This is a genomic window from Pannonibacter sp., from assembly GCF_051860505.1.
Lineage (GTDB): Bacteria > Pseudomonadota > Alphaproteobacteria > Rhizobiales > Stappiaceae > Pannonibacter.
Map to the genome: position 1 here is coordinate 17,578 of NZ_JBHYDX010000022.1, position 19,805 is coordinate 37,382.

Genomic DNA, 19,805 nt, shown 5'->3' on the forward strand with positions numbered 1-19,805 from the left:
GCGGTTTCCCGTTGAGGTGACACCCAAACCTTGCCGTCTTTCCGGCGGGCGCTGAACCGCGTCCGCTTGCAAGGCGGTGCGTCGTCTTATGCTGGCGCGGGCCTCGCCCGCCGCCAAACGCGGGTGTTTGTCATGAAGAACCGGTTCACCACCGGCATTGCCCTGCCGTGCCTTCTGGCCGGCGGTCTTGTTCCTGCCCTGTCTCTCCCCCTTGCCGCACCAGCCGCATCCGAACCGGAACAACTGGACACGATCGTCATCAGCGCTGGCCGCACGCCACTTGCGGCGGAAAAGGTCGGGCGTGCCTCGACCGTGATCACCGGCGCGAGCCTCGAAAAGTCGCAGGTCCGCTATGTCGCCGATGCGCTGCGCCAGGTGCCCGGCGTCGCTGTTTCCCGTACGGGATCCTTCGGCGGCCTCACCCAGATCCGCCTGCGTGGATCAGAATCCAACCATGTGCTGGTGCTCATCGACGGAGTAGAGGTCGCCTCAGCCTCTTCCGGTGAATTCGATTTTGGCAGCATGCAGGTCGCCGACATCGACCGGATCGAGGTCCTGCGCGGGCCGCAGGGTGCGCTCTACGGTTCGAATGCCGCTTCGGGAGTGATCCACATCATCACCAAGGGTGGCCTGCGCAACGGCTACCGGGTCACCGGGCGCAGCGAGGTCGGTACCGACAAGACGGTCTTGACCGACCTGCTGGTCCAGGGCGGCAATGACCGCATCGACGGGGCCTTCTCGGCGGCGCTACGCCGGACCGATGGCTTCAATATCTCCGACTACGGCAAGGAGAAGGACGGCGACCGCAACATGACCTTGAACGGCAAGGTCCGGGCCGACCTGACCGACACTCTGGTGCTTGACGCCAACCTGCGCTTCGTCAACCGCAAGTCGGACACCGACGACCAGGACTTCGCCTATCCGGACCGCCCGACGCAGGGCCAGGTGATCGACACCTACAGCCACAACAAGACACGGGAGGTCTATGGTGGCGCGGGGCTGACATGGTCCCTGTTCGATGACCTGTTCGTGCAGCGGGCCAGGGTTGAATACACCGACCTGCATCGGCGCGGCCTCAATTCGAACAACCGCAACGGCAATGACGACAATCGCCTGCACCTCAGCTACCAGGGCACGCTTGCCTTCCAGACCGAGAGCTTTCTTCAGGCAGCCCACAGCCTGACCGGTGCCATCGAGTGGGAGCGGGAAAGCTACAAGAACGCCTATCCGGGCAGTCCTGACCAGGGCCGCCGGCAGCAGCGCGACCTGTCCGGCTATGTCGGGGAATACCGGCTGGAACTGATGGAGCGGATCTTCCTGTCCGGCGCCTTGCGCTATGACCGGAACGAGAAGTTCAAGGACACCCTTACCTACAATGCCAGCGCGGCCTATCTGCATCAGGAGACCGGCACCCGGCTGCACGCCTCGATCGGCACCGGAGTTACCAATCCGACCTTTTATGAGCAGTTCGGCTTCCAGCCCTCCCGCTTCGTCGGCAATCCGAACCTGACGCCGGAAGAGAACTTCGGCTGGGATATCGGCATTGAACAGAAGTTCCTCGACGAGCGGCTGACCGTCGACGTAACCTATTTCCGCGAACGGCTGACGGACGAGATCCAGACGCGGTACCTTCCCGGCTTCGCTTCGACACCCTACAACCTCCAAGGAACCAGCAAGCGCCAGGGCGTCGAAATCTCGGCCAGTGCGGAGATCCTCGACGGGCTCACCGGTCGCGCGTCCTACACCTATCTCGACGCCCGCGAGCCGAACGGCCAGAAGGAAGTGCGCCGGCCGATGCACAGCGGCTCTGCGGGGCTGCAGTACACGTTCCTCGACGGCCGGGCCTCCGCGTTCGTGGACGCCGTCTACAACGGGCAACAGATGGACAGCGAGTGGGTGAACGCCACGCCGCGGACACGCGTAAAGCTTGACGACTATGTCCTCGTCAACCTCGGCGCCGACTATAAGCTCAACGACAACTTCACGCTCTACGGCCGGGTCGAGAACGCCTTAGACCAGAACTACGAGGAGGTCTACGGCTACAACACGCAGGGCACGACCGCCTTCGTCGGCGTCAAGGGCACCTTCTGAGGAGATCGCATATGACCATGACCGCTGACCCGCACGTCTCGCCCCTTTCTCTGCCCGTCGCGGGGCCCGAACCGACGGATGTGCGCCGCAACCCCGACGGCACGACCGCCCGGGAGATCTGGGACATCCCGGCGACGCAGGAGGTGCTCGAGCCCCTGCTGCGCGAGATCTTCGAAGAGCACTGGCAGGGCATCCGGTTCGGCCCGATCATCGAAGGGGCGGCTTATGAATGGAAGTGCCCCGGCGCTCCGGTGAAGATCAGCCTATTCGATGCCTATCTGACGGTGATGTTCGCCAATGGCGGGCACTTTCACCTGTGCATTGGCGAGAACATGGGCTCGCCGAAGTTCCCGACACCGGAGGATAAACGCCGGCATCGCAAGCCGTCGCGCGCGTCGTTCTTCCGTAGCTTCGGCCGCGATGGCAAGCCGGTGAGCTGGGGCTTCGAGATGGTCAATGGAGCGGGCGAACCGATGATCTCGGTGTTCCTGCCCAATCCCTTCATCGAAGACAACGACAGCCTGTCCGAGACCCCTGACTTCTCGCGTCTTGCAAGCTGGCGCGCGCTGTCTGCCCGCTGGCTGGGCCGGCCGGAGGAGGCCCAGGACGCCGAGGGCAAGGGCTTCCGCCAGTCATGAGACAGCTGCGCCATCTGACGGTCGCGGTCCTGGCCCTGCTGATGCCCTTCGTCTCGGCAGGAGCCATGGCCGAAGCCCCCCCTGGCCCGAACCCGCCGGGTCAGGGGGGGCTTCGGGTTGTCTCGATGAACCTGTGTACCGACCAGCTGGCGCTGCTGATCGCGCGGCCAGGGCAGCTCGTGTCCGTGTCGCGTCTGGCGACGCGCGCGGACATGGCGGTCGTCAGCGATCTGGTCACGCCGGACATGAAGACCAACCACGGGCTGGCAGAGGAAATCATCCGTTTGGAACCGGATCTGGTGCTGGCCGGCATCTACACGACCCGGGCAACGGTGCAGCTGTTGAAGCGGCTGGGGACGCGGGTCGAGGAATTCACGCCGGAAGCCAGTTTCGAGGATCTCAAGGCCAACATCCGCCGCATGGCGGACCTGCTTGGCAACAAGGACAGGGGCGAAGCGCTGGTCACTGCCTTTGAGGCGGAACTGGCGAAGACGCCCTCCCACTGGAGCACAGGCGAGGCTCCTGTTGTCGGGTCCTACGCGACCAACACCTACACCGCCGGCGCGGGAACCCTGGAAAACCAGATCGTGCGTGCCGCGGGCCTGCGGCATCTGGGGGAAGAATTGGGCATCACGGGATCGCGGCGCGTGCCACTGGAGCGGCTGCTTCTGGCAGATCCTGACTTTGTGATGATCTCGCCGCGCTTCGTGAACAACCCGGCCCGGGCGGCCGAGATCCTGCGTCATCCGGCTCTCGACCTGCGCTTGCCCAACGAGCGGCGGATCGCGGCGGACGTGCGCTATTCGATCTGCGGCGCCCCCTTCACCGCTGAGGCCGTCACCCGGCTGCGTCGGGCTGTCGAGGGAACAGACCCCACTCCGGACGAAAGCAGCGCCAGACCATGACCGATCATTTTTCGCGCCATCCGATGCAACTGGCCGGGCTGCTGGCGCTTCTATGCCTCAGCCTGTTCGGCCTATCGCTGGCCTTGGGGGAAGTCTGGCTCAACCCGTTCCGGCTGCTGATGCCTGCCGGTTCAGATACGCAGACGGTCGACGCTGTCATCCTGCGCGAAATCCGCCTGCCGCGTGCCGTTCTGGCGGCGGCAATCGGTGCTATTCTTGGTCTCGCCGGCGCAGTGTTGCAGGGACTCCTGCGCAATCCGCTGGCCGAACCGGGACTTATCGGCGTGTCGGCAACCGCCTCGCTGGGCGCTGTCATCGCCATCTACAGCGGCGCCTCGGCACTGTTCGGTCTTGCCCTGCCGCTCAGCGCGCTGGCGGGCGCGCTGGTCGCTGTCGTGCTGCTGCAGGCCCTGGCGGGCCGCTCCGGCGACAGGCTGGTGCTGATCCTCGCGGGCGTTGCGATTTCGTCGCTGGCAGGTGCTCTCACATCGCTGGTGCTGAACCTGTCCGACAACCCCTTCGCCGCCATGGAGATCGTGTTCTGGCTGATGGGATCGCTGACGGATCGCAGTCTGCTGCATGTCGGGCTGGCCCTGCCCTTTATCGTCGTCGGACTGGCGCTGCTTTTGTCCTGCCAGCGCGGGCTGGAGGCGCTGTCGCTCGGCGACGATGTGGCGGCGAGCCTTGGCATCAACCTCAACGGCCTGCGCCGCCGGGCGGTTCTCGGCACCGCCATCGGGGTGGGGGCGGCAACGGCCGTGAGCGGGGCAATCGGCTTCGTCGGCCTGATCGTGCCGCATCTGCTGCGGCCGCTGACCGATCACCGGCCTGGCCGCCTCCTGTGGGCAAGCGCTCTGGGCGGGGCGGCCTTCCTGCTGGCCGCAGACTGTCTGGCCCGGGTGATCTTGCCGGACAGGGACCTGAAGCTCGGCGTCATCACGGCAACGCTGGGCGCTCCCTTTTTCCTCTGGCTGCTGGTCCGCCTCAGAAAGGACGCCGAATGAACAGCCACGCCTTCCCAGGACTTCTGGTCCAGAACCTGACATTGAAACGCGGCGACAAGACCGTCGTTCAGGATGTCAGCCTCACCCTGCCCCGCCCTGAACTGGTTGGCCTCATCGGACCGAACGGCGCCGGCAAGTCGAGCCTTCTCAAGGCCCTGGCCGGGCTTGGTCCGCGTGGCAGAGACATCAGGTGGCAAGGGCGGCCATTGGCGCAGATGACGTCCGCCGAACGCGGCCGGACCCTCGCCTTCCTGCCGCAGGAGCGCAGTGTTGTCTGGCCGCTGCGGTGCCGCGATGTGGTCGGGCTCGGCCGTATGCCGCATCAGGCGGGAGGGCTCGGCTTCATTCGTCCGGCGCCGTCTTTCGAGGACCTGAGAATTGTAGAAGAAACCATGCGCCGGATGGACGTTCAGGCCTTCGCCGACCGGCCCTTCAACCGCCTGTCCGGCGGCGAACAGGCGCGCGTGCTGATTGCCCGCCTGCTGGCACAGGATCCGCGCCTGATCCTGGCCGACGAGCCCTGCAATGGCCTCGATCCGGAGCATCAGCTCGCCCTCATGGAGTGCTTCCGCGATCTGGTCAGCGACGGTGTGAGCGTTGTGGTGTCGCTGCACGACCTGACGCTGGCCAGCGCCTGGTGCGACCGTCTCCTGCTGCTCGACAAGGGAATGCTTGTTGCTGACGGCCCTCCTGCGGAGGTTCTGGCACCGGACCGGATGGCCGCGACGTACAACATCCGCATTGGCCATTTGCCAAACGATCGCCGCCAATTGGTCGTACCGATCGCGCGGCTCTGCCAGCCGGAAGGTTGAGCCGCAAGCCACACCCGGCACCGCCACTTCATCAAATGTCAATTGCATTTGACAATTGTGCCATTCGCCCGTCATAACCTCAGGGAACCAACTTCCAGAGGGGACGGAGACGGCTGTGAAGAACGTCAAGACGACCGAGGAGATCGCGCTCGGCATCCGCAGGCGGGTGTTCGAGCATTGCATGCGCAACAATGGCGGCTACCTGAGCCAGGCTTGCTCAGCGGCCGAGCAGTTGGCCTTTCTCTACAACGAGGCGCTGAAGCTCGGCGATCCGACCCTGCCGATGATCCCGCCCCCGTTCGGCGGTGTTCCCTCCGCAGAGAACACGACCTATGTGACCGGCGCTGGCTACAATGGCCCGTTCGAGCCGCAGTATGACCGGCTGTTCATCGCCCCGGCGCATTACGCCCTCGTCGCCTATGCCACGCTGATCGAGGTCGGCCGCATGGCCCCCGAAGGCCTGGAGATGTTCAACCAGGATGGGTCTTCGGTCGAGATGATCGGCGCGGAGCACAGCCCGGGCATGGAAGTGCACAACGGCACGCTGGGCATCGGCCTGTCGACGGGCGCCGGCCTTGCCTGGGGCCGCAAGCGCCGCGGCGAAAGCGGCGAGGTCTGCGTGTTCATGTCCGACGGCGAAGTGCAGGAAGGCCAGACCTGGGAGGCCGTGCAGGCCGCCGCGCACCATGGCATCGACAATGTCTGGGCGATCATGGACGTCAACCGCCAGCAGTGCGACGGCGCCATGGACAGCGTCATGACCGTCGGCGACATCGCCACCAAGCTGCGCAACTTCGGCGCGGTCGTGGCCGAGATCGACGCCCATGACCTCACCGCCATGCGCCAGGCCAAGGCGACCCCGCATGAAGGCCAGCCACTGATTATCCTGGCCAACTCCTCGCCAACCAAGGGCATGGAGTTCCTGATGCGCCGCTTCCCGCGCCTGCACTATGTCCGCTTCAAGTCGGACACCGAGCGCGCGGAGATGAACATCGCCATCGCCGCCGAACTGGGCATCGAGCCGATCAAGCTGGGGGAACACTGAGATGGAAATGGTCAACCGCCCCTACGCGGCCGCCTTCGAGAGCTACGCGGTCAAGAACCCGGAGGTGCTGTGCCTCTCCGCCGACCTGACCTCGAGCTGCGAGATCGACGGCTTCCGTGACCGGCATCCCGAGCAGTTCCTGTCCATGGGCATGGCCGAGCAGAACATGCTGTCCTTCGCCGGCGGCCTTGGCCTCGCCGGCTTCCGGCCGTTCATCCATACGTTCGGCGTGTTCCTGTATCGCCGGCCCTATGACCAGCTGATGGCCTCCATCGCCTATCCGCGCCGCAAGGTGCGGCTGATGGGCTTCCTGCCGGGTATCACCACGCCGGGCGGCATGACGCACCAGGCCATCGAGGACATCTCGGTGATGCGCACCATCCCGAACATGACGGTGCTTGAAACCGGCGATGCGACCGAGGTTGAAGGCATCGTCGAGGCCGCGGACAGCATCGACGGCCCGGTCTATGCCCGCGTGCTGCGCGGCTCCGTCCCGCGCCTGTTCAAGGATCCGATGAAGGTCGGCGAGCTGCGCGTCCTGTCCGAGGGCAGCGACGTGCTGGTGATCACCGCCGGCATCACCACGGAAGAGGCCATGCGCGCCGGTGGCGCCCTCGCCAAGGTCGGCGTCTCCGTCCGCCACCTGCATCTGAACACGCTGAAGCCGTTCGACGCCAAGGCAATCCTCGACCACGCCGCCAGCGTCCGCTACGGCGTGATCACGCTGGAAAACCACCTGATCGCCGGCGGTATCGGATCGATGACGGCGGAAGCGATGGCCGACGCGGGCATGAGCCGCCGCCTGATCCGGCTGGGCCTCAAGGACACCTATGCCCATGGCGGCTCCAAGCCCTATCTGATGCGCTACTACGGTCTCGACGCCATGGCCCTGGTCAAGGCCATCGAGGACCTGACAGGCCAGAAAACCGGAATCGACGAGGACGCCCTCGACAGCGTGCGCGTCGACGCCGTGCATTCCGCCGTGAAGGCAGAGGCGCTCTGATGCGGTTTGCCGTTACCTACCGCATCTTCGCCGCAAGCGAGGCCGAGGCGCGCCAGCGCGCCGAAGCCATCGCGCTGGAGCAGACCGTGGAAGTCCCCCGCGATGTGGTGCCGGAAGGCTATATCGCCGACGAGATCCTCGGCCGGATCGAGGAGATCGGCCGCGAGAGCGATACAACGTTCCGGGCCGTCGTCAGCTACAGCCCGGACAGCGCCGGTTTCGAGATCGCCCAGTTCTTCAACGTGATCTTCGGCAATTCGTCGATCCAGCGCGGACTGAAGGTCATCGACATCGCTCTCGGCGAGACGATGCAGGCCCGCCATCCCGGGCCGCGCTTCGGCATCGAGGGTATCCGCCGGCTGGCAGGACGGCCGAAGGGCGGTCTGATCGCCCCCGTGCTGAAGCCGCAGGGCCTTAAGTCCGATGCACTGGCCCGCATCGCCTATCTCTGCGCCAAGGGCGGGGCCGACATTGTCAAGGAAGACCACGGCATCATGGACCAGCCGATGGCTCCCTTCCGCGAACGTGTCGAGAAGACAGCCGTAGCCCTGGCTCGTGCGGAGGAGGAGACCGGCCGCAAGGCGCTCTATTTCCCCTCGCTGGCCGGCGTGCCGCAGGAACTGGACGCAAACATCCGCTTTGCCCGGGACGCAGGCGCCGATGGCATCCTGATCATGCCAGGCCTGCTCGGCTTCGGCATCGCCGCCCGGATCGCCGCCGACGCGCGGCTCGCCATGCCGGTCATGACCCATCCGAGCTTCCTCGGGCCTTATGTCCTGTCGCCCGACACCGGCTTCACCCATGCCATGATGTTCGGCACGCTGCAGCGCATCGCCGGCTCGGACATTTCCGTGTTCCCCAATGTCGGCGGCCGCTTCGGCTTCACCGTGGCCGAATGCCAGTCGATCGCCGACGCCTGCCGCTCCACGTCCGGCCCCGGCCTGCCCATGCTGCCGAGCCCCGGCGGCGGTATGAGCGTGGAGCGCGCCGGCGAGATGGCCCGCATGTACGGCAGCGATGTGGTCTATCTCCTCGGCGGCAGCCTCCTGCGCCTCGGCGACGACATCGGCACCGGCATCACCGCCATGCGCCAGGCGCTGGACGCGGTCGAGCGGGAAAACGGTTGAACTCAGGCACAAGCCAACCTATAATTTTTATAGGTAGGATATACGAAGGTGAACTTGACCTCCTCTGGCTCAACTGTACCGGAGCACCTGTCCCGGCAGCAGGCGAAAAATGAGACCAAACGGCTTGCAGAGGCTGGGCAAGTTACCTTTACCAGGCATGTTTTAGAGCGTGGCGTCGAGCGGAACATTTCGACTTCACAAATTCTGGCATGCCTGATCAAGGGACAGGTAGTGACCGACCCCTGGCTGTCCGATAGAGGACATTTCAGGTTTGACATGGTTCGACGCCAGCATGGCGAGGAATTGACCCTTGCCATTGCCTTGGACTTCGAGCGGGATGTGATCGTTATTACTGCCTACTGAGTGCGAACCATAATATCGGAGTGCACGCAATGAGTTATCATTACAAGGCGAGCGGGCTCGATAACGTCATTCTGGTGAATGGCTACCGGATCGAACAGGATCCTGACTTTGGTGAGACTGTCCACATCGAAGACATTCACGGTCTGCACAGAGCCATTGCCAGGCAGCTGACCTCGCTCCCTCGTCCCCTGACAGGGGCGGAGTTCCGCTTTCTGCGGACGGCCCTTGATATGTCTCAGCAAGCCCTCGCGATCTGGCTTGGCTCCAGTGAACAGAACATTCGCAACTGGGAAGTAAAGGGCCGTGCGATCCATGTTGCTAACCAGCCGGCAGACAGATTGCTACGCGTGCTTGTGCTGTCCCGCCTTTTCAAGAATGACGATGTCGGGCAACTGCTAGAACAGCTTTCCTGTGTACAGAACAAGGCTGACGAACCATTGGAACTCAGACATGCTCGCGACAACTGGCTCGCTGCTGCCTGATCTCAAATCCGAAACTGGAACCACAAAAAGCCGGAGCGTGTGACCGCTCCGGCTTTGTTTCTATCTGCCTGACCGGCGATCAGCGCTTCGGCAGGGGCATCCAGGCCGGGACGGCGACATCGGCATGGGCGAAGGCGGGCAGCTTGGCGCCCAGTTCCTCCATGTTCTTGATGTCGAGCTCGTTGAGCATCTTCTGGGTGATCAGGGTCGGCGGCACGATGACGCTGCGGCCCGGATCTTCACCCGCGAGAAGCTGTGCAAGCGCACGGACGGAGACTTCGCCCACGACAGCCGGGTTGGTGGCGGCGGTGGCCTTCCAGGCAGAGCCCGCCTCGCGCATGGCGGCGATGTCGGAGGTGGAAACATCCGCCGAGTAGATCGACACCTGACCGGACATGCCGGCTTCATCGACGGCGATCTTCACGCCCTTGGCGAATTCGTCGTAAGGGGCGAAGACAACGTTGATGCCCGGGTTGGCCGACAGCACCGAACGGGCCTGGTTGGCGACCGAGTTGGCAATCGGGTTGTCGAGTGTGCCGAATTCGGCGACCTGCTTGATCCCCGGGTTTGCTGCCTTGACGGCCTTCCAGGTCTCGTCGCGGCGATCGAGCGGGGCAATGCCCGGAACGTAGACATAGCCGGCGGTCCAGGTGGTGCCGTTGTCGGCAATCGCCTGCTCCAGCGCGAGACGGGAAAGGTCGCGGTCGGACTGCTCGATCTGCGGGATCTTCGGGTTCTCGACATTCACATCGAAGGCGACGACCTTGATGCCGGCATCGACTGCGCGCTGTGCGGCGGCCTGCATGGACTCGGTCAGGCCGTGCTGGATGATGATGCCGTCAACACCAAGGGCAATGGCCTGGTCAACCATGTCCGCCTGCAGCGCGGCATCCTGGCGGCTGTCCAGAACGCGCAGGTCAACGCCAAGCGCGGCAGCCTGCTTCTCGACGCCGGACAGATAGGCCTGGAAGAAGTCGCCAGTGGAGAGATAGCGCACCAGCGCGATCTTGACCTCGGCCGGCTTGTCGAAGGGCTTCGGCATCTCGGCGGCAAAGGCGAGACCCGGGACCATCGCCACTGTGGCGGCAAGGGCCGTGAAGAGACGTCTGGTAATCATGATTCCTCCCGTTGCTGTTTTATATAGTCCACGTCAGCCGCGCGCCCGTCCCCCTCGGCCGGACAGCGCGAAAGTGAAGACAAGGGCGATGACGAGCACGCCGCCCTTGATGAAGTCCTGGGTGTAGTAAGGCGCGTTCATCATCGTCAGGCCCTGCAAAAGGATGCCGACAAAGAGCGCGCCGATGGCCGTGCCGAAGGCATTCGGCTTGGAGGCGCCGAGCACGGCAAAGCCGATGAGCGCGGCAGCGACAGAATCAAGCAGAAGGTTGTTGCCGGAAGCCACGTCACCACGCCCGAGACGGGCGGCCAGCAGCACGCCGCCGAAGGAGGCCAGCGTGCCGGAGATCATGTAGGCCGCGATCTTGTAGCCGTTGACATTGGCCCCGGCGAGACCGGCTGCCTTGGCATTGGAGCCGATGGCATACATCAGCCGGCCATGCCGGGTCAGTTCCAGGAACACCCAGACGCCGATAGCGATGAGCACGAGGAATACCACCGACAGTGGCACGAGGTTGGGCAGAATGAAGTCGAGCCGGTGGCGGCCAAGCATCAAAAAGCCTTCCGAGAAGACGCCGCTCGCCGTCGTGCCGTCCGGCAGGCTCATGCCGGTGGAGATGGAACGGCCTTCGGTCGGGATGCGCTGCAGGCCGACGAGCAGGAACATCATGCCGAGCGTCGCCAGAAGGTCCGGCACCTTCATCTTGACGATGAGAATGCCATTGACGAGGCCGACGAGCAGCCCCATGCCGAGACACAGCGCGACGGCCGATGCAGCGTCCAACTGCCAGACGACCATGGCATAGGCGGACAGCATCAGGGACGAGGTTGCCACAGCACCAATCGACAGGTCAAAGCCGCCGACGACCAGCGTGGCGGTGACGCCGAGCGCCAGGATGCCCGTGATTGCTACCGACTGCAGGATGAAGACGGCGCTGTGCGGCGAAAGAAACCCTTCCGCCATCACGCCAAAATAGGCGATCAGCCCGACCATCAGGGCCAGGAACCCATATTTGATGGCGAAATCAATCGCGTTCGGGGAACCACTCTGCATCTTACTGTCCTGCTGCGCTCTGGGGCGATGCATCGACCACCTGGGCCATGATCGCGGAGACGTCGATGTTTTCGTTGCGGTGTTCGCCAACGATGGAATGTTCACTCATCACCAGCACCCGGTCGGCAATCTCCAGCGCCTCGTCCAGTTCGGCGACGAAGACAACGGTGGCGCGGGTGGCCGCCGTTTCGCGGATCTTGTGACCGATGTCGCGCCGTGCCTGGATGTCGACGCCCTGGAACGGCTCATCGAGCAGCAGGAGCCGCGAGGCCTCGGCCATCCAGCGGGCAACCATCACCTTCTGCTGGTTGCCGCCCGACAGGGTGCCGATGCCGTCGGTGGGCGACTGGCAGACGACGCCCATCTCGGAAATCATCCGCCACGTCGTGGCAAGCTCGGACGCGCCGCGCACGAACTGGGCCGTGCTGTGGCGCTTCAGGAACGGCAGCGTCAGATTGCGCAGGATGTCGAAGTCGGCAACGACCGCGTTGACCGGCCGGTCCTTGGGCGACAGGAACACACCGGCATCGATGGCCGCGCGCGGACTTGCCGGGCGATGCGGCTTGCCATCCAGCCGGACCTCGCCGGAGACTGCCGCGCCGGTGCCGAACAGCACGGAGGCAAACTCCGATTTTCCAGCGCCGACCAGACCTGTGATCGCCACGACCTCATTGGCATGGCAGGTCAGGGAGAACGGTCTTGCTCCAGGCCGCAGCACCAGATCGCGCACCTCGAGCACAGGCAGACCGGGTTGCGGGATGGTGATATCGACCTCGGTGATCTCGTGACCGAGCATTGCCCGCACGGCGCCGGAATAGTCGAGTTCCGGACCTTCAAAGACACCGGAAATGCGGCCATCGCGCATCGAAACGATCCGGTCGGCGAGGCGTCGGATGTCCGACATGCGATGCGAGATGTAAAGAATGGCAACGCCCCGGGCGCGCAGGCTGTCGATGAGATCGAACAGCCGCGAGGCCTCGGCGGCGGACAGCGACGATGTCGGCTCGTCCAGGATCAGAAGGCGCGGCTGATGCGCCATGGCGCGGGCGATGGAAACCAGCTGCCGGTCCGCCAGTGACAGGCCGGCGACCGGACGGCTGACGTCAATGGTGAGACCGACGGCGGCAGCGATCTCGCGCGCCCGGGCCCGCATCTTGCGGCCATTCAGGAAGACGCCGCCACCGCTTGCCAGACCATCCAGCAACAGGTTGGAGGCCACATCGAGATCCGGCACGACGCCGTCATTGATGTTCTGGTGGACCGTGACGATACCGGCCCTGAGCGCCTCGGACGGCGTCTCGGGCTTGAAAGGCTGGCCAGCCAGGGTCACGCTGCCGCTGTCGGCCGCATGCACCCCGCACAAGATCTTCACGAGCGTCGATTTTCCGGCCCCGTTCGCTCCCATCAGAACGGTTACCTGTCCACCGGACAGGTCCAGATCGACCCCGCGCAGCACCTGGTTCCGGCCAAATGCTTTGCACAGGCCAGCCAGGCGGATTGCCTGATCACTCACAGTGTATTCTCCTCCACTGGGAACAGGCTACGTCCGGAAGCTTTCATATGTCAATATGATTTGACAATTGCATTAGAAGCCGATTTCCTGCATCGCATCAAACACTCAAGCGGCACGCCGCAATGGTACATAGCGCAAGTCGCACAAGGGAGGAGACCTGTGACGGACAGCACCTACAAGGCCCTGGAGCCAGCGACCCTCGCCGACCGGCTGGGCAGCATTCCCGCCATCCGCGAGCGCACGGGCGATCCGGCACGGTGGTCCGTGCGGGAAGTCGGTGACGGCAACCTGAACCTCGTCTTCATCATCGACGGACCGGACGGCAGCCTGATCGTCAAGCAGGCGCTGCCTTACGTGCGCCTCGTCGGGGAAAGCTGGCCGCTGCCGCTGAAGCGCGCCTTTTTCGAGTATAACGCCCTGATCCGTCAGGCGGAACGCGATCCCGGCAGCGTGCCGGAGATCTATCATTTCGACGAGGCGCAGGCGCTGATCGTGATGGAGTTCCTGACCCCGCACGTCATCCTGCGCAAGAGCCTGATGGAAGGGCGGACGCATCCTGATCTCGGCAAGGTGCTGGGCGAATTCTGCGCCCGCACCCTGTTCCGTGGGTCGGACCTGTCGATGCCGACCGCCCGGCGCAAGGCGGATCTGGCGCTGTTTGCCGGCAATGTCGAGCTCTGCGACATCACCGAGAACCTCGTCTTCTCCGATCCCTATTTCGCCGCCCCGCTCAACCGCCACACCCCGGCGCTGGATCCGGTGGTGGCCATGCTCAGGGCCGACACGGATCTGAAGATCACCGCGCAGCATCTCAAGATGGCCTTTGCCAACAACGCCGAGACGCTGCTGCATGGCGACCTGCACACCGGCTCGGTGATGGTTTCGGACAGCGAGACCCGGGTGATCGATCCGGAGTTTGCCACTTATGGCCCGATGGGTTTCGACATCGGCATGCTGATCGCCAACTTCCTGATGGCCTATTTCGCCCAAGAAGGCCACGCCGAGGCCCCCGGCGCCCGCGCACAGTACAAGGAGTGGATCCTGTCCGTCGTCGACGCGATCTGGGCCCATTTCAGCGCCGAGTTCACCCGGCTGTGGCGGACGGAGCGCAGCGGCATGCTGTATCCGGCGAGCCTGTTCGAAGATCAGGGCCACGGACTTGCCGCCGAGAAGGCGCGTCTGGAGCGGCTGGCCGCCATCTGGCGCGACACGCTGGGCTTCTGCGGCATCGAGATACACCGCCGCACGCTGGGGCTCGCCCACATTGCCGAATATGACCGCATCGAGGACGAAGCGCTGCGCGCCGCCTGCGAGGCGCGGGGCCTGATGCTCGGCCGCGCGCTGGCCGTCGGCCGGGCAGAGATCACCTCCATGGCCGAGGTTCTGGATCTGGCGCGCAAGATCAACGGAGAGGACTACCTATGAAAATCGACGGCATCCATTACCGCTCGATCTGGCGCGAGCCGTCGGGCGAGATCCGCATCATCGACCAGCGCTGGCTGCCGCATGACCTCAGGATCGTGCCGCTGACCAACCGGGCCGAATTCGCCGTTGCCATCCGCGACATGTGGGTGCGCGGCGCGCCGCTGATCGGCGCCACGGCGGCCTATGGCGTCGCGGTCCACATGGCGGCGGATCCGTCAGACGCTTCGCTTGGCGAGACCTACGACATTCTCAACGAGACCCGTCCGACCGCCATCAACCTGCGCTGGGCGCTGGACGAGATGATGAAGGTGCTGAAGCCGCTGAGCCCGGCCGCCCGTGCTGCGGCCGCCTTTGCCCGCGCGGCCGAGATCAGCGACGAGGACGTGGAGATGAACCGGCAGATCGGCCTCAACGGGCTCGAGATCATCCGCGACATCTCGCGCCGGAAAGGCGGCAGGCGCGTCAACGTGCTCACCCATTGCAACGCCGGCTGGCCGGCGACGGTGGACTGGGGCACCGCCACCTCGCCGATCTATCACGCGGTCGAGGACGGCATCGACATCCATGTCTTCGTCGACGAGACGCGGCCGCGCAACCAGGGCGCCCAGCTGACCAGCTGGGAACTGAACAGCCACGGCGTGTCGCATGACCTCATCGTCGACAACGCCGGCGGCCACTTGATGCAGCATGGCGAGGTCGATCTCGTCATCGTCGGCACCGACCGCACCACGGCGCGCGGCGACGTCTGCAACAAGATCGGCACCTATCTGAAGGCGCTGGCGGCCAAGGCCAATGGCGTGCCCTTCTACGTCGCCCTGCCCTCCCCGACCATCGACTGGACCGTCGTCGACGGCGTGAAGGAGATCCCGATCGAGGAGCGCAGCGGCGCGGAAGTGACCCATGTGCAGGGCCGCAGCGCGGACGGACGCATCCTGTCGGTGCAGATCTCGCCGACCGGCACCCCGGCCCGCAACCCGGCCTTCGACGTGACGCCGGCCGAACTCGTCACCGGGCTTATCACCGAACGCGGCATCTGCCCGGCCACCACGGAAGGCCTGGCGGCCATGTTCCCGGACCGGGCGGGCCGGCGCTGAAGTAGATCTCCACTCTGTCCCGGCCTTGTGCCGGGACAGCGCGGTGGGAAATGCAGTGCCGCGTGTCTCCTTCCGACGAAGGCGAGGCGAGTGGAGCGCACGCACTTCGCGGACGCTCAGCATGACCGGACTAACGCGGGCGGGCTTCCCCTACTCCGCCAGCAACGCCTCCGCGACCCCGACGCTGGTAACGATGTGGGTGGCGTAGCCGCCGCGGATGGCGGCGCGGGTGGCGGCGACCTTGTCGAGGCCGGGGGTGACCAGGATGCCCATGTCCAGTCCCGCGAGCCGGTTGACCGGAATGCCGATGACGCGGGCGTCGAGCGGACCTGGAATGGGCTTGCCGTCCGCATCGATGAAGCGGCCGCACAGCACCGCCGTCGCCCCTTGCGCGATGTACCAGTCCAGTTCCGTGAGTGTTGCCACGCCGGACCCGACGATATGGCTGGAGGGCTCGCAGGTGCCAACGGAATAGAGAAACTTGTTGCAGGTGAGCAGGCGCGCCAGCTGGTCGCGGATGATCGGCTCGGCCCGCAGCTGCGCCGCGATGTCGCCATTGGTGAGAACGGCCGGCGCATGCAGGTTGAGGCAGAGCGCGCCGAGGCGCTGCGCCAGCCGCGTCGAGCAGGCTTCCGCCGTGAAGCCATAGGGCGTCGCCATCGAGCCGACGAGCTGCAGGACCGTCAGATCCTCGATGCGGGTGTCATCGCTCACCTGCGCCAGTTCATAGATGGTGCGGCCCCAGGCAACGCCGAGCCGGTCGCCCTTTTCCAGCAGCTTTGGCAGCCATTCCGCCGCCCCGCGCACGACGCGCTGGAAGGTGGTCTCGTCATCCGCGCCCTCGTCAGGGATGACATAGGCCGCGGTCAGGCCGAAGCGGCTGCAGAGATCGACGGCGAGCCGGTGCCGCGTGAAGGCATCGGAATTGAGCGAGATGCGGATGATGCCGCGCTCGCGCGCGTCCTGCAGGTAGTTGACGACGGTGGCGCGCGAGATGCCCAGCCGGTCGGCGATCTCCTTCTGGTTCAGGCCCTCGTGGTAATACATCCAGGCCACCTCGATCACCACGTTCTCGCCGCTGATCTGTCCCGTCGTCCGCCGCTTCACACCCGCCATTCGCCCCACCATTTTATTTATGACAGCATGTTCTGACTTTTGTATAAAAGCTGCCGAAGATCAAGCTGATCCCTGCGCCGCGTGCCAAGAGACCGACGCTTGCGCGGGGATCATGTACGGGAGGATAGGAATGATCGCAAACCGGTGGCAAGACAGCGAAGCGGCGGCATTTCAGGATGCGGCCGGTCGGGACCCGGCTGCGCGTGAACTGGCGCTGCGCGTTTACACCTCCCGTCTCATCGGCATGGACCCGGATCTGGTCATGCATGGCGGTGGCAACACCTCGGTCAAGCTGAAGGCGCGCGACATTTTCGGCGAGGAGCTGGACGTCATCCATATCAAGGGTTCGGGCTGGGATCTGGAGACAATCAAGGCTGCAGGCCTGCCGGCCGTGCGCATGGCCCCGCTGATGCGGCTGCGCGAACTGGCGGCCCTGTCCGATGAGGACATGGTCAACATCCAGCGCTCCAACCTGATGGATTCGACTGCACCCAATCCGTCGGTGGAAACGCTGCTGCACGCCTACATCCCGCACACCTATGTCGACCACACCCACGCCACCGCCTTCCTGACGCTCGCCAACCTGCCGGAAGTGGCGGAAGCGACCCGCGAGATCTTCGGCAGCAAGCTGGCGCTGGTGCCCTATGTCATGCCGGGCTTCGCCCTCGCCAAGCTGGCGGCCGAGACCTATGAGGCCCATCCGGGGATCGAGGGACTGCTGCTCGTCAACCACGGCCATTTCGCCTGGGGGCCATCAGCCAAGGCCTCCTATGACAAGATCATCGAGCACACCAACCGGGTGGAAGAGTGGCTGGCCAGCCGCCGCCCGGGCAAGCTGGTGGCCGTGGCCCGGCCGCAGACGGCCAGCGTCGCCGAGACGCTTGCCACGCTGCGCGGCGCCATCGCCCGCCACCTGCCCGAGGGCGCGGCGATGTCGGTCTTCGACCTGCGCGACGGCGACGCGGTGCTGGACTTCCTGCAGCGCAAGGACCTGGCGTCACTGGCCACGCGCGGCGTTGCCACCCCGGATCACGTGATCCGCACCAAGGGCCACCCAGTGCATCTCACCCGCGCCGACGTCGCGCGGGGGCCGGAGGCGATCAGCGCGGTGGTGGACCGGTTCGTGGCCGACTACATCGCCTATTTCGAGCGCAATGCGCCGCGCTTCGGCGGGGCCAAGACCATGCTGTCGCCGGTGCCGAACCTTGCCTGGATTGAAGGCGTCGGCCTTGTCGGCATGGGCGCGAACGCAACGGCGGCGCGCATTGCTGCCGACATCGGCGAGCAGACCCTGCGCGTCATGGCGGATGGCGAGGCCCGCGGCGGGTTCCATCCGATCCGCGAGGCAGACCTGTTCGACATGGAATACTGGTCGCTGGAACAGGCCAAGCTCGGCAAGGGCGCCAAGCCCGCGCTGCAGGGGCAGGTCGTGCTGGTGACGGGCGGCGCCGGCGCCATCGGCCTGGCCACCGCCAAGGTCTTTGCAGCAGCCGGGGCAACGCTGTTCCTGGTTGACCGGGATCAGGCGGCGCTCGACACAGCCCTCGCCAGCCTCAGCCGCGACCATGCCGGCCACGCCTGCGACATCACGGCTAAGGGCGCGGCAGCCAGCGCGGTAGAGGCTTGCCTCGCCCGCTTCGGCGGCCTCGACATCCTCATCTCCAACGCCGGTGCGGCCATGACGGGGGACGTGGCAACGCTGGCCGATGAAACCCTGCGGGCGAGCTTCGAGCTGAACTTCTTTGCCCATCAGGCCTTTGCGCAGGCAGCCGTGGCCGTGTTCCGGCGCCAGGGACGCGGCGGCCAGATCCTGTTCAACGTCTCCAAACAGGCGGTCAATCCGGGCAAGGGCTTTGCCGCCTACGGCCTGCCCAAGGCGGCGACCTTCTTCCTCCTGCGCCAGCTGGCGCTGGAACTGGGCGGCGAAGGCATCCGCGTCAACGGCATCAACGCCGACCGCATCCGCTCAGGCCTGCTGACCCCGGAGATGATCGCGGCCCGCTCCTCCGCCCGCAACGTGGACGAGGCGAGCTACATGGGCGGCAACCTGCTGCGCAAGGAAGTCGAGGCCGTGCATGTCGGCGAGGCCTTCCTGGCGCTTGCCCGCTCCGAACGCACCACCGCGCATGTGATGACCGTCGACGGCGGCAACATCGAAGCAGCGCTGCGGTAAGGTCCCACGCTCATGTCGATCCCGCGTGGCAAAAGCAGCGTCATGCGGGATCCGATAGACGACCGCCGAGCCGGCTTTCCTGCTCCACTTTGTTGCTCCCGCAGCTGTGATCGCCCCCTGTGCCGCGCGTCACAAGGCGTTGCAAGACCTCGCGCTAGAGTGCTTCCGATGTGGCGCAAGCCGGATGGACAGAGCGAGGGGAGCGGAAGATGCGAGCGATAGCGATGGCAGTGGTAGGCGGCCTCGGGCTGGTCCTGGCAGGGTCCGGTCTGGCGATGGCGGCTGGAGACGGCGGCGGTGGTGGCAGTGAGCCGAGCCCGACCGTGCAGACCTGCAAGAAGGGCGAGATCTGGGACAAGAAGACCGGCAAATGCATCAGGGCACAGTCGGGTCTGGATCAGGATTCCGTCTATGAAGCTGGCCGCGATCTGGCGCTGGCCGGACGCTACGAGGAAGCGATCATCATCCTGTCGCTGGCCGATGACAAGGATGACACGCGCGTCCTGAACTATCTCGGCTACGCCAACCGCAAGCTCGGCCGGGTTCTCGTCGGTCTTGGCTACTACCGCGAAGCGCTACGCATCGATCCGGACGACGTGCTTGTGCGCGAGTACATGGGCGAAGCGCTGGTGGAGATGCGAGACCTGGCCGGCGCAAGGGCACAACTCTCCGAAATCGCAGCCCGTTGCGGCACCACCTGTGACAGCTACCAGTCGCTGTCGGAGACGGTCGCGACCGCCGGCGGCTGACACGGCAGAACGATGAAGGGAGGACACCGGCGGTGCACTCACCAAGATTGCCCATAGACCGCCCCTCCGTCATCCCTGGCCAAGCGAAGCGCCTC

18 protein-coding genes are annotated in these 19,805 nt (G+C 65.2%); 14 read left to right on the forward strand and 4 right to left on the reverse strand.

Features of this window, described 5'->3' with window-relative positions:
* The first annotated feature begins 132 nt into the window (after window positions 1-132).
* The 10 genes from ACTIFE_RS15310 to ACTIFE_RS15355 all read left to right on the forward strand — a co-directional run bounded on the left by ACTIFE_RS15310 (window position 133) and on the right by ACTIFE_RS15355 (window position 9,470).
* The gene (locus ACTIFE_RS15310) at window positions 133-2,091 is read left to right on the forward strand and encodes a TonB-dependent receptor plug domain-containing protein (protein WP_439530030.1); all 1,959 of its coding nucleotides are present in this window, start codon (window positions 133-135) and stop codon (window positions 2,089-2,091) included.
* An 11-nt stretch (window positions 2,092-2,102) separates the two neighbouring features.
* A complete protein-coding gene (locus ACTIFE_RS15315) occupies window positions 2,103-2,729 on the forward strand; it encodes a DUF7676 family protein (protein WP_439530031.1) in 627 nt (208 codons plus the stop codon).
* The gene (locus ACTIFE_RS15320) at window positions 2,726-3,634 is read left to right on the forward strand and encodes an ABC transporter substrate-binding protein (protein ID WP_439530032.1); all 909 of its coding nucleotides are present in this window, start codon (window positions 2,726-2,728) and stop codon (window positions 3,632-3,634) included. The genes ACTIFE_RS15315 and ACTIFE_RS15320 overlap by 4 nt, the downstream gene beginning before the upstream one ends.
* Window positions 3,631-4,638 (forward strand): FecCD family ABC transporter permease, encoded by a 1,008-nt coding sequence (locus tag ACTIFE_RS15325; RefSeq protein WP_439530033.1) that lies wholly within the window; start codon window positions 3,631-3,633, stop codon window positions 4,636-4,638. The genes ACTIFE_RS15320 and ACTIFE_RS15325 overlap by 4 nt, the downstream gene beginning before the upstream one ends.
* The gene (locus ACTIFE_RS15330) at window positions 4,635-5,450 is read left to right on the forward strand and encodes an ABC transporter ATP-binding protein (protein ID WP_439530034.1); all 816 of its coding nucleotides are present in this window, start codon (window positions 4,635-4,637) and stop codon (window positions 5,448-5,450) included. Before ACTIFE_RS15325 ends, ACTIFE_RS15330 begins: the two co-directional genes overlap by 4 nt.
* 115 nt (window positions 5,451-5,565) lie before the next feature.
* Window positions 5,566-6,495, forward strand: coding sequence for a transketolase (locus ACTIFE_RS15335; protein ID WP_439530035.1), 930 nt, complete (start codon window positions 5,566-5,568; stop codon window positions 6,493-6,495).
* Window position 6,496: 1 nt separating this feature from the next.
* A complete protein-coding gene (locus tag ACTIFE_RS15340; protein ID WP_439530036.1) occupies window positions 6,497-7,498 on the forward strand; it encodes a transketolase family protein in 1,002 nt (333 codons plus the stop codon).
* Window positions 7,498-8,625 (forward strand): RuBisCO large subunit C-terminal-like domain-containing protein, encoded by a 1,128-nt coding sequence (locus ACTIFE_RS15345; protein WP_439530037.1) that lies wholly within the window; start codon window positions 7,498-7,500, stop codon window positions 8,623-8,625. The genes ACTIFE_RS15340 and ACTIFE_RS15345 overlap by 1 nt, the downstream gene beginning before the upstream one ends.
* Before the next feature lie 48 nt (window positions 8,626-8,673).
* On the forward strand, window positions 8,674-8,988 hold the full coding sequence (locus ACTIFE_RS15350; RefSeq protein ID WP_439530038.1) for a DUF4258 domain-containing protein: 315 nt from the start codon (window positions 8,674-8,676) through the stop codon (window positions 8,986-8,988).
* Between the two features lie 29 nt (window positions 8,989-9,017).
* Window positions 9,018-9,470: a helix-turn-helix domain-containing protein gene (locus tag ACTIFE_RS15355; RefSeq protein ID WP_439530039.1), complete on the forward strand. Its 453-nt coding sequence runs from the start codon at window positions 9,018-9,020 to the stop codon at window positions 9,468-9,470.
* 79 nt (window positions 9,471-9,549) lie between these two features.
* Here the strand turns inward: ACTIFE_RS15355 and ACTIFE_RS15360 are convergent, their stop codons facing one another.
* From ACTIFE_RS15360 to ACTIFE_RS15370, 3 genes are read right to left on the reverse strand one after another with little or no spacing between them, the layout of a single operon-like run.
* Complete coding sequence (locus ACTIFE_RS15360) at window positions 9,550-10,587, reverse strand: substrate-binding domain-containing protein (protein WP_439530040.1); 1,038 nt, start codon at window positions 10,585-10,587, stop codon at window positions 9,550-9,552.
* 33 nt (window positions 10,588-10,620) lie between these two features.
* Complete coding sequence (locus ACTIFE_RS15365; RefSeq protein WP_439530041.1) at window positions 10,621-11,640, reverse strand: ABC transporter permease; 1,020 nt, start codon at window positions 11,638-11,640, stop codon at window positions 10,621-10,623.
* A gap of 1 nt (window position 11,641) precedes the next feature.
* Window positions 11,642-13,153, reverse strand: a complete 1,512-nt coding sequence (locus ACTIFE_RS15370; RefSeq protein WP_439530042.1) for a sugar ABC transporter ATP-binding protein — start codon at window positions 13,151-13,153, stop codon at window positions 11,642-11,644.
* Window positions 13,154-13,312: 159 nt separating this feature from the next.
* Between ACTIFE_RS15370 and mtnK the strand changes: the two genes are divergently transcribed.
* Both mtnK and mtnA read left to right on the forward strand, forming a co-directional pair.
* Entirely contained in the window at window positions 13,313-14,578 is a 1,266-nt protein-coding gene (gene mtnK / locus ACTIFE_RS15375; protein WP_439530043.1) for an S-methyl-5-thioribose kinase, read from the forward strand.
* On the forward strand, window positions 14,575-15,672 hold the full coding sequence (gene mtnA / locus ACTIFE_RS15380; protein WP_439530044.1) for an S-methyl-5-thioribose-1-phosphate isomerase: 1,098 nt from the start codon (window positions 14,575-14,577) through the stop codon (window positions 15,670-15,672). Before mtnK ends, mtnA begins: the two co-directional genes overlap by 4 nt.
* 150 nt (window positions 15,673-15,822) lie before the next feature.
* On the opposite strand, the gene ACTIFE_RS15385 is transcribed toward mtnA, so the two are convergent.
* Window positions 15,823-16,788: a sugar-binding transcriptional regulator gene (locus tag ACTIFE_RS15385; protein ID WP_439530045.1), complete on the reverse strand. Its 966-nt coding sequence runs from the start codon at window positions 16,786-16,788 to the stop codon at window positions 15,823-15,825.
* Window positions 16,789-16,921: 133 nt separating this feature from the next.
* On the opposite strand from ACTIFE_RS15385, the gene ACTIFE_RS15390 reads away from it, so the two are divergent.
* On the forward strand, window positions 16,922-18,961 hold the full coding sequence (locus ACTIFE_RS15390; protein WP_439530081.1) for a bifunctional aldolase/short-chain dehydrogenase: 2,040 nt from the start codon (window positions 16,922-16,924) through the stop codon (window positions 18,959-18,961).
* A 224-nt stretch (window positions 18,962-19,185) separates the two neighbouring features.
* Window positions 19,186-19,710, forward strand: coding sequence for a tetratricopeptide repeat protein (locus ACTIFE_RS15395; protein WP_439530046.1), 525 nt, complete (start codon window positions 19,186-19,188; stop codon window positions 19,708-19,710).
* The last annotated feature ends 95 nt before the right edge of the window (window positions 19,711-19,805 follow it).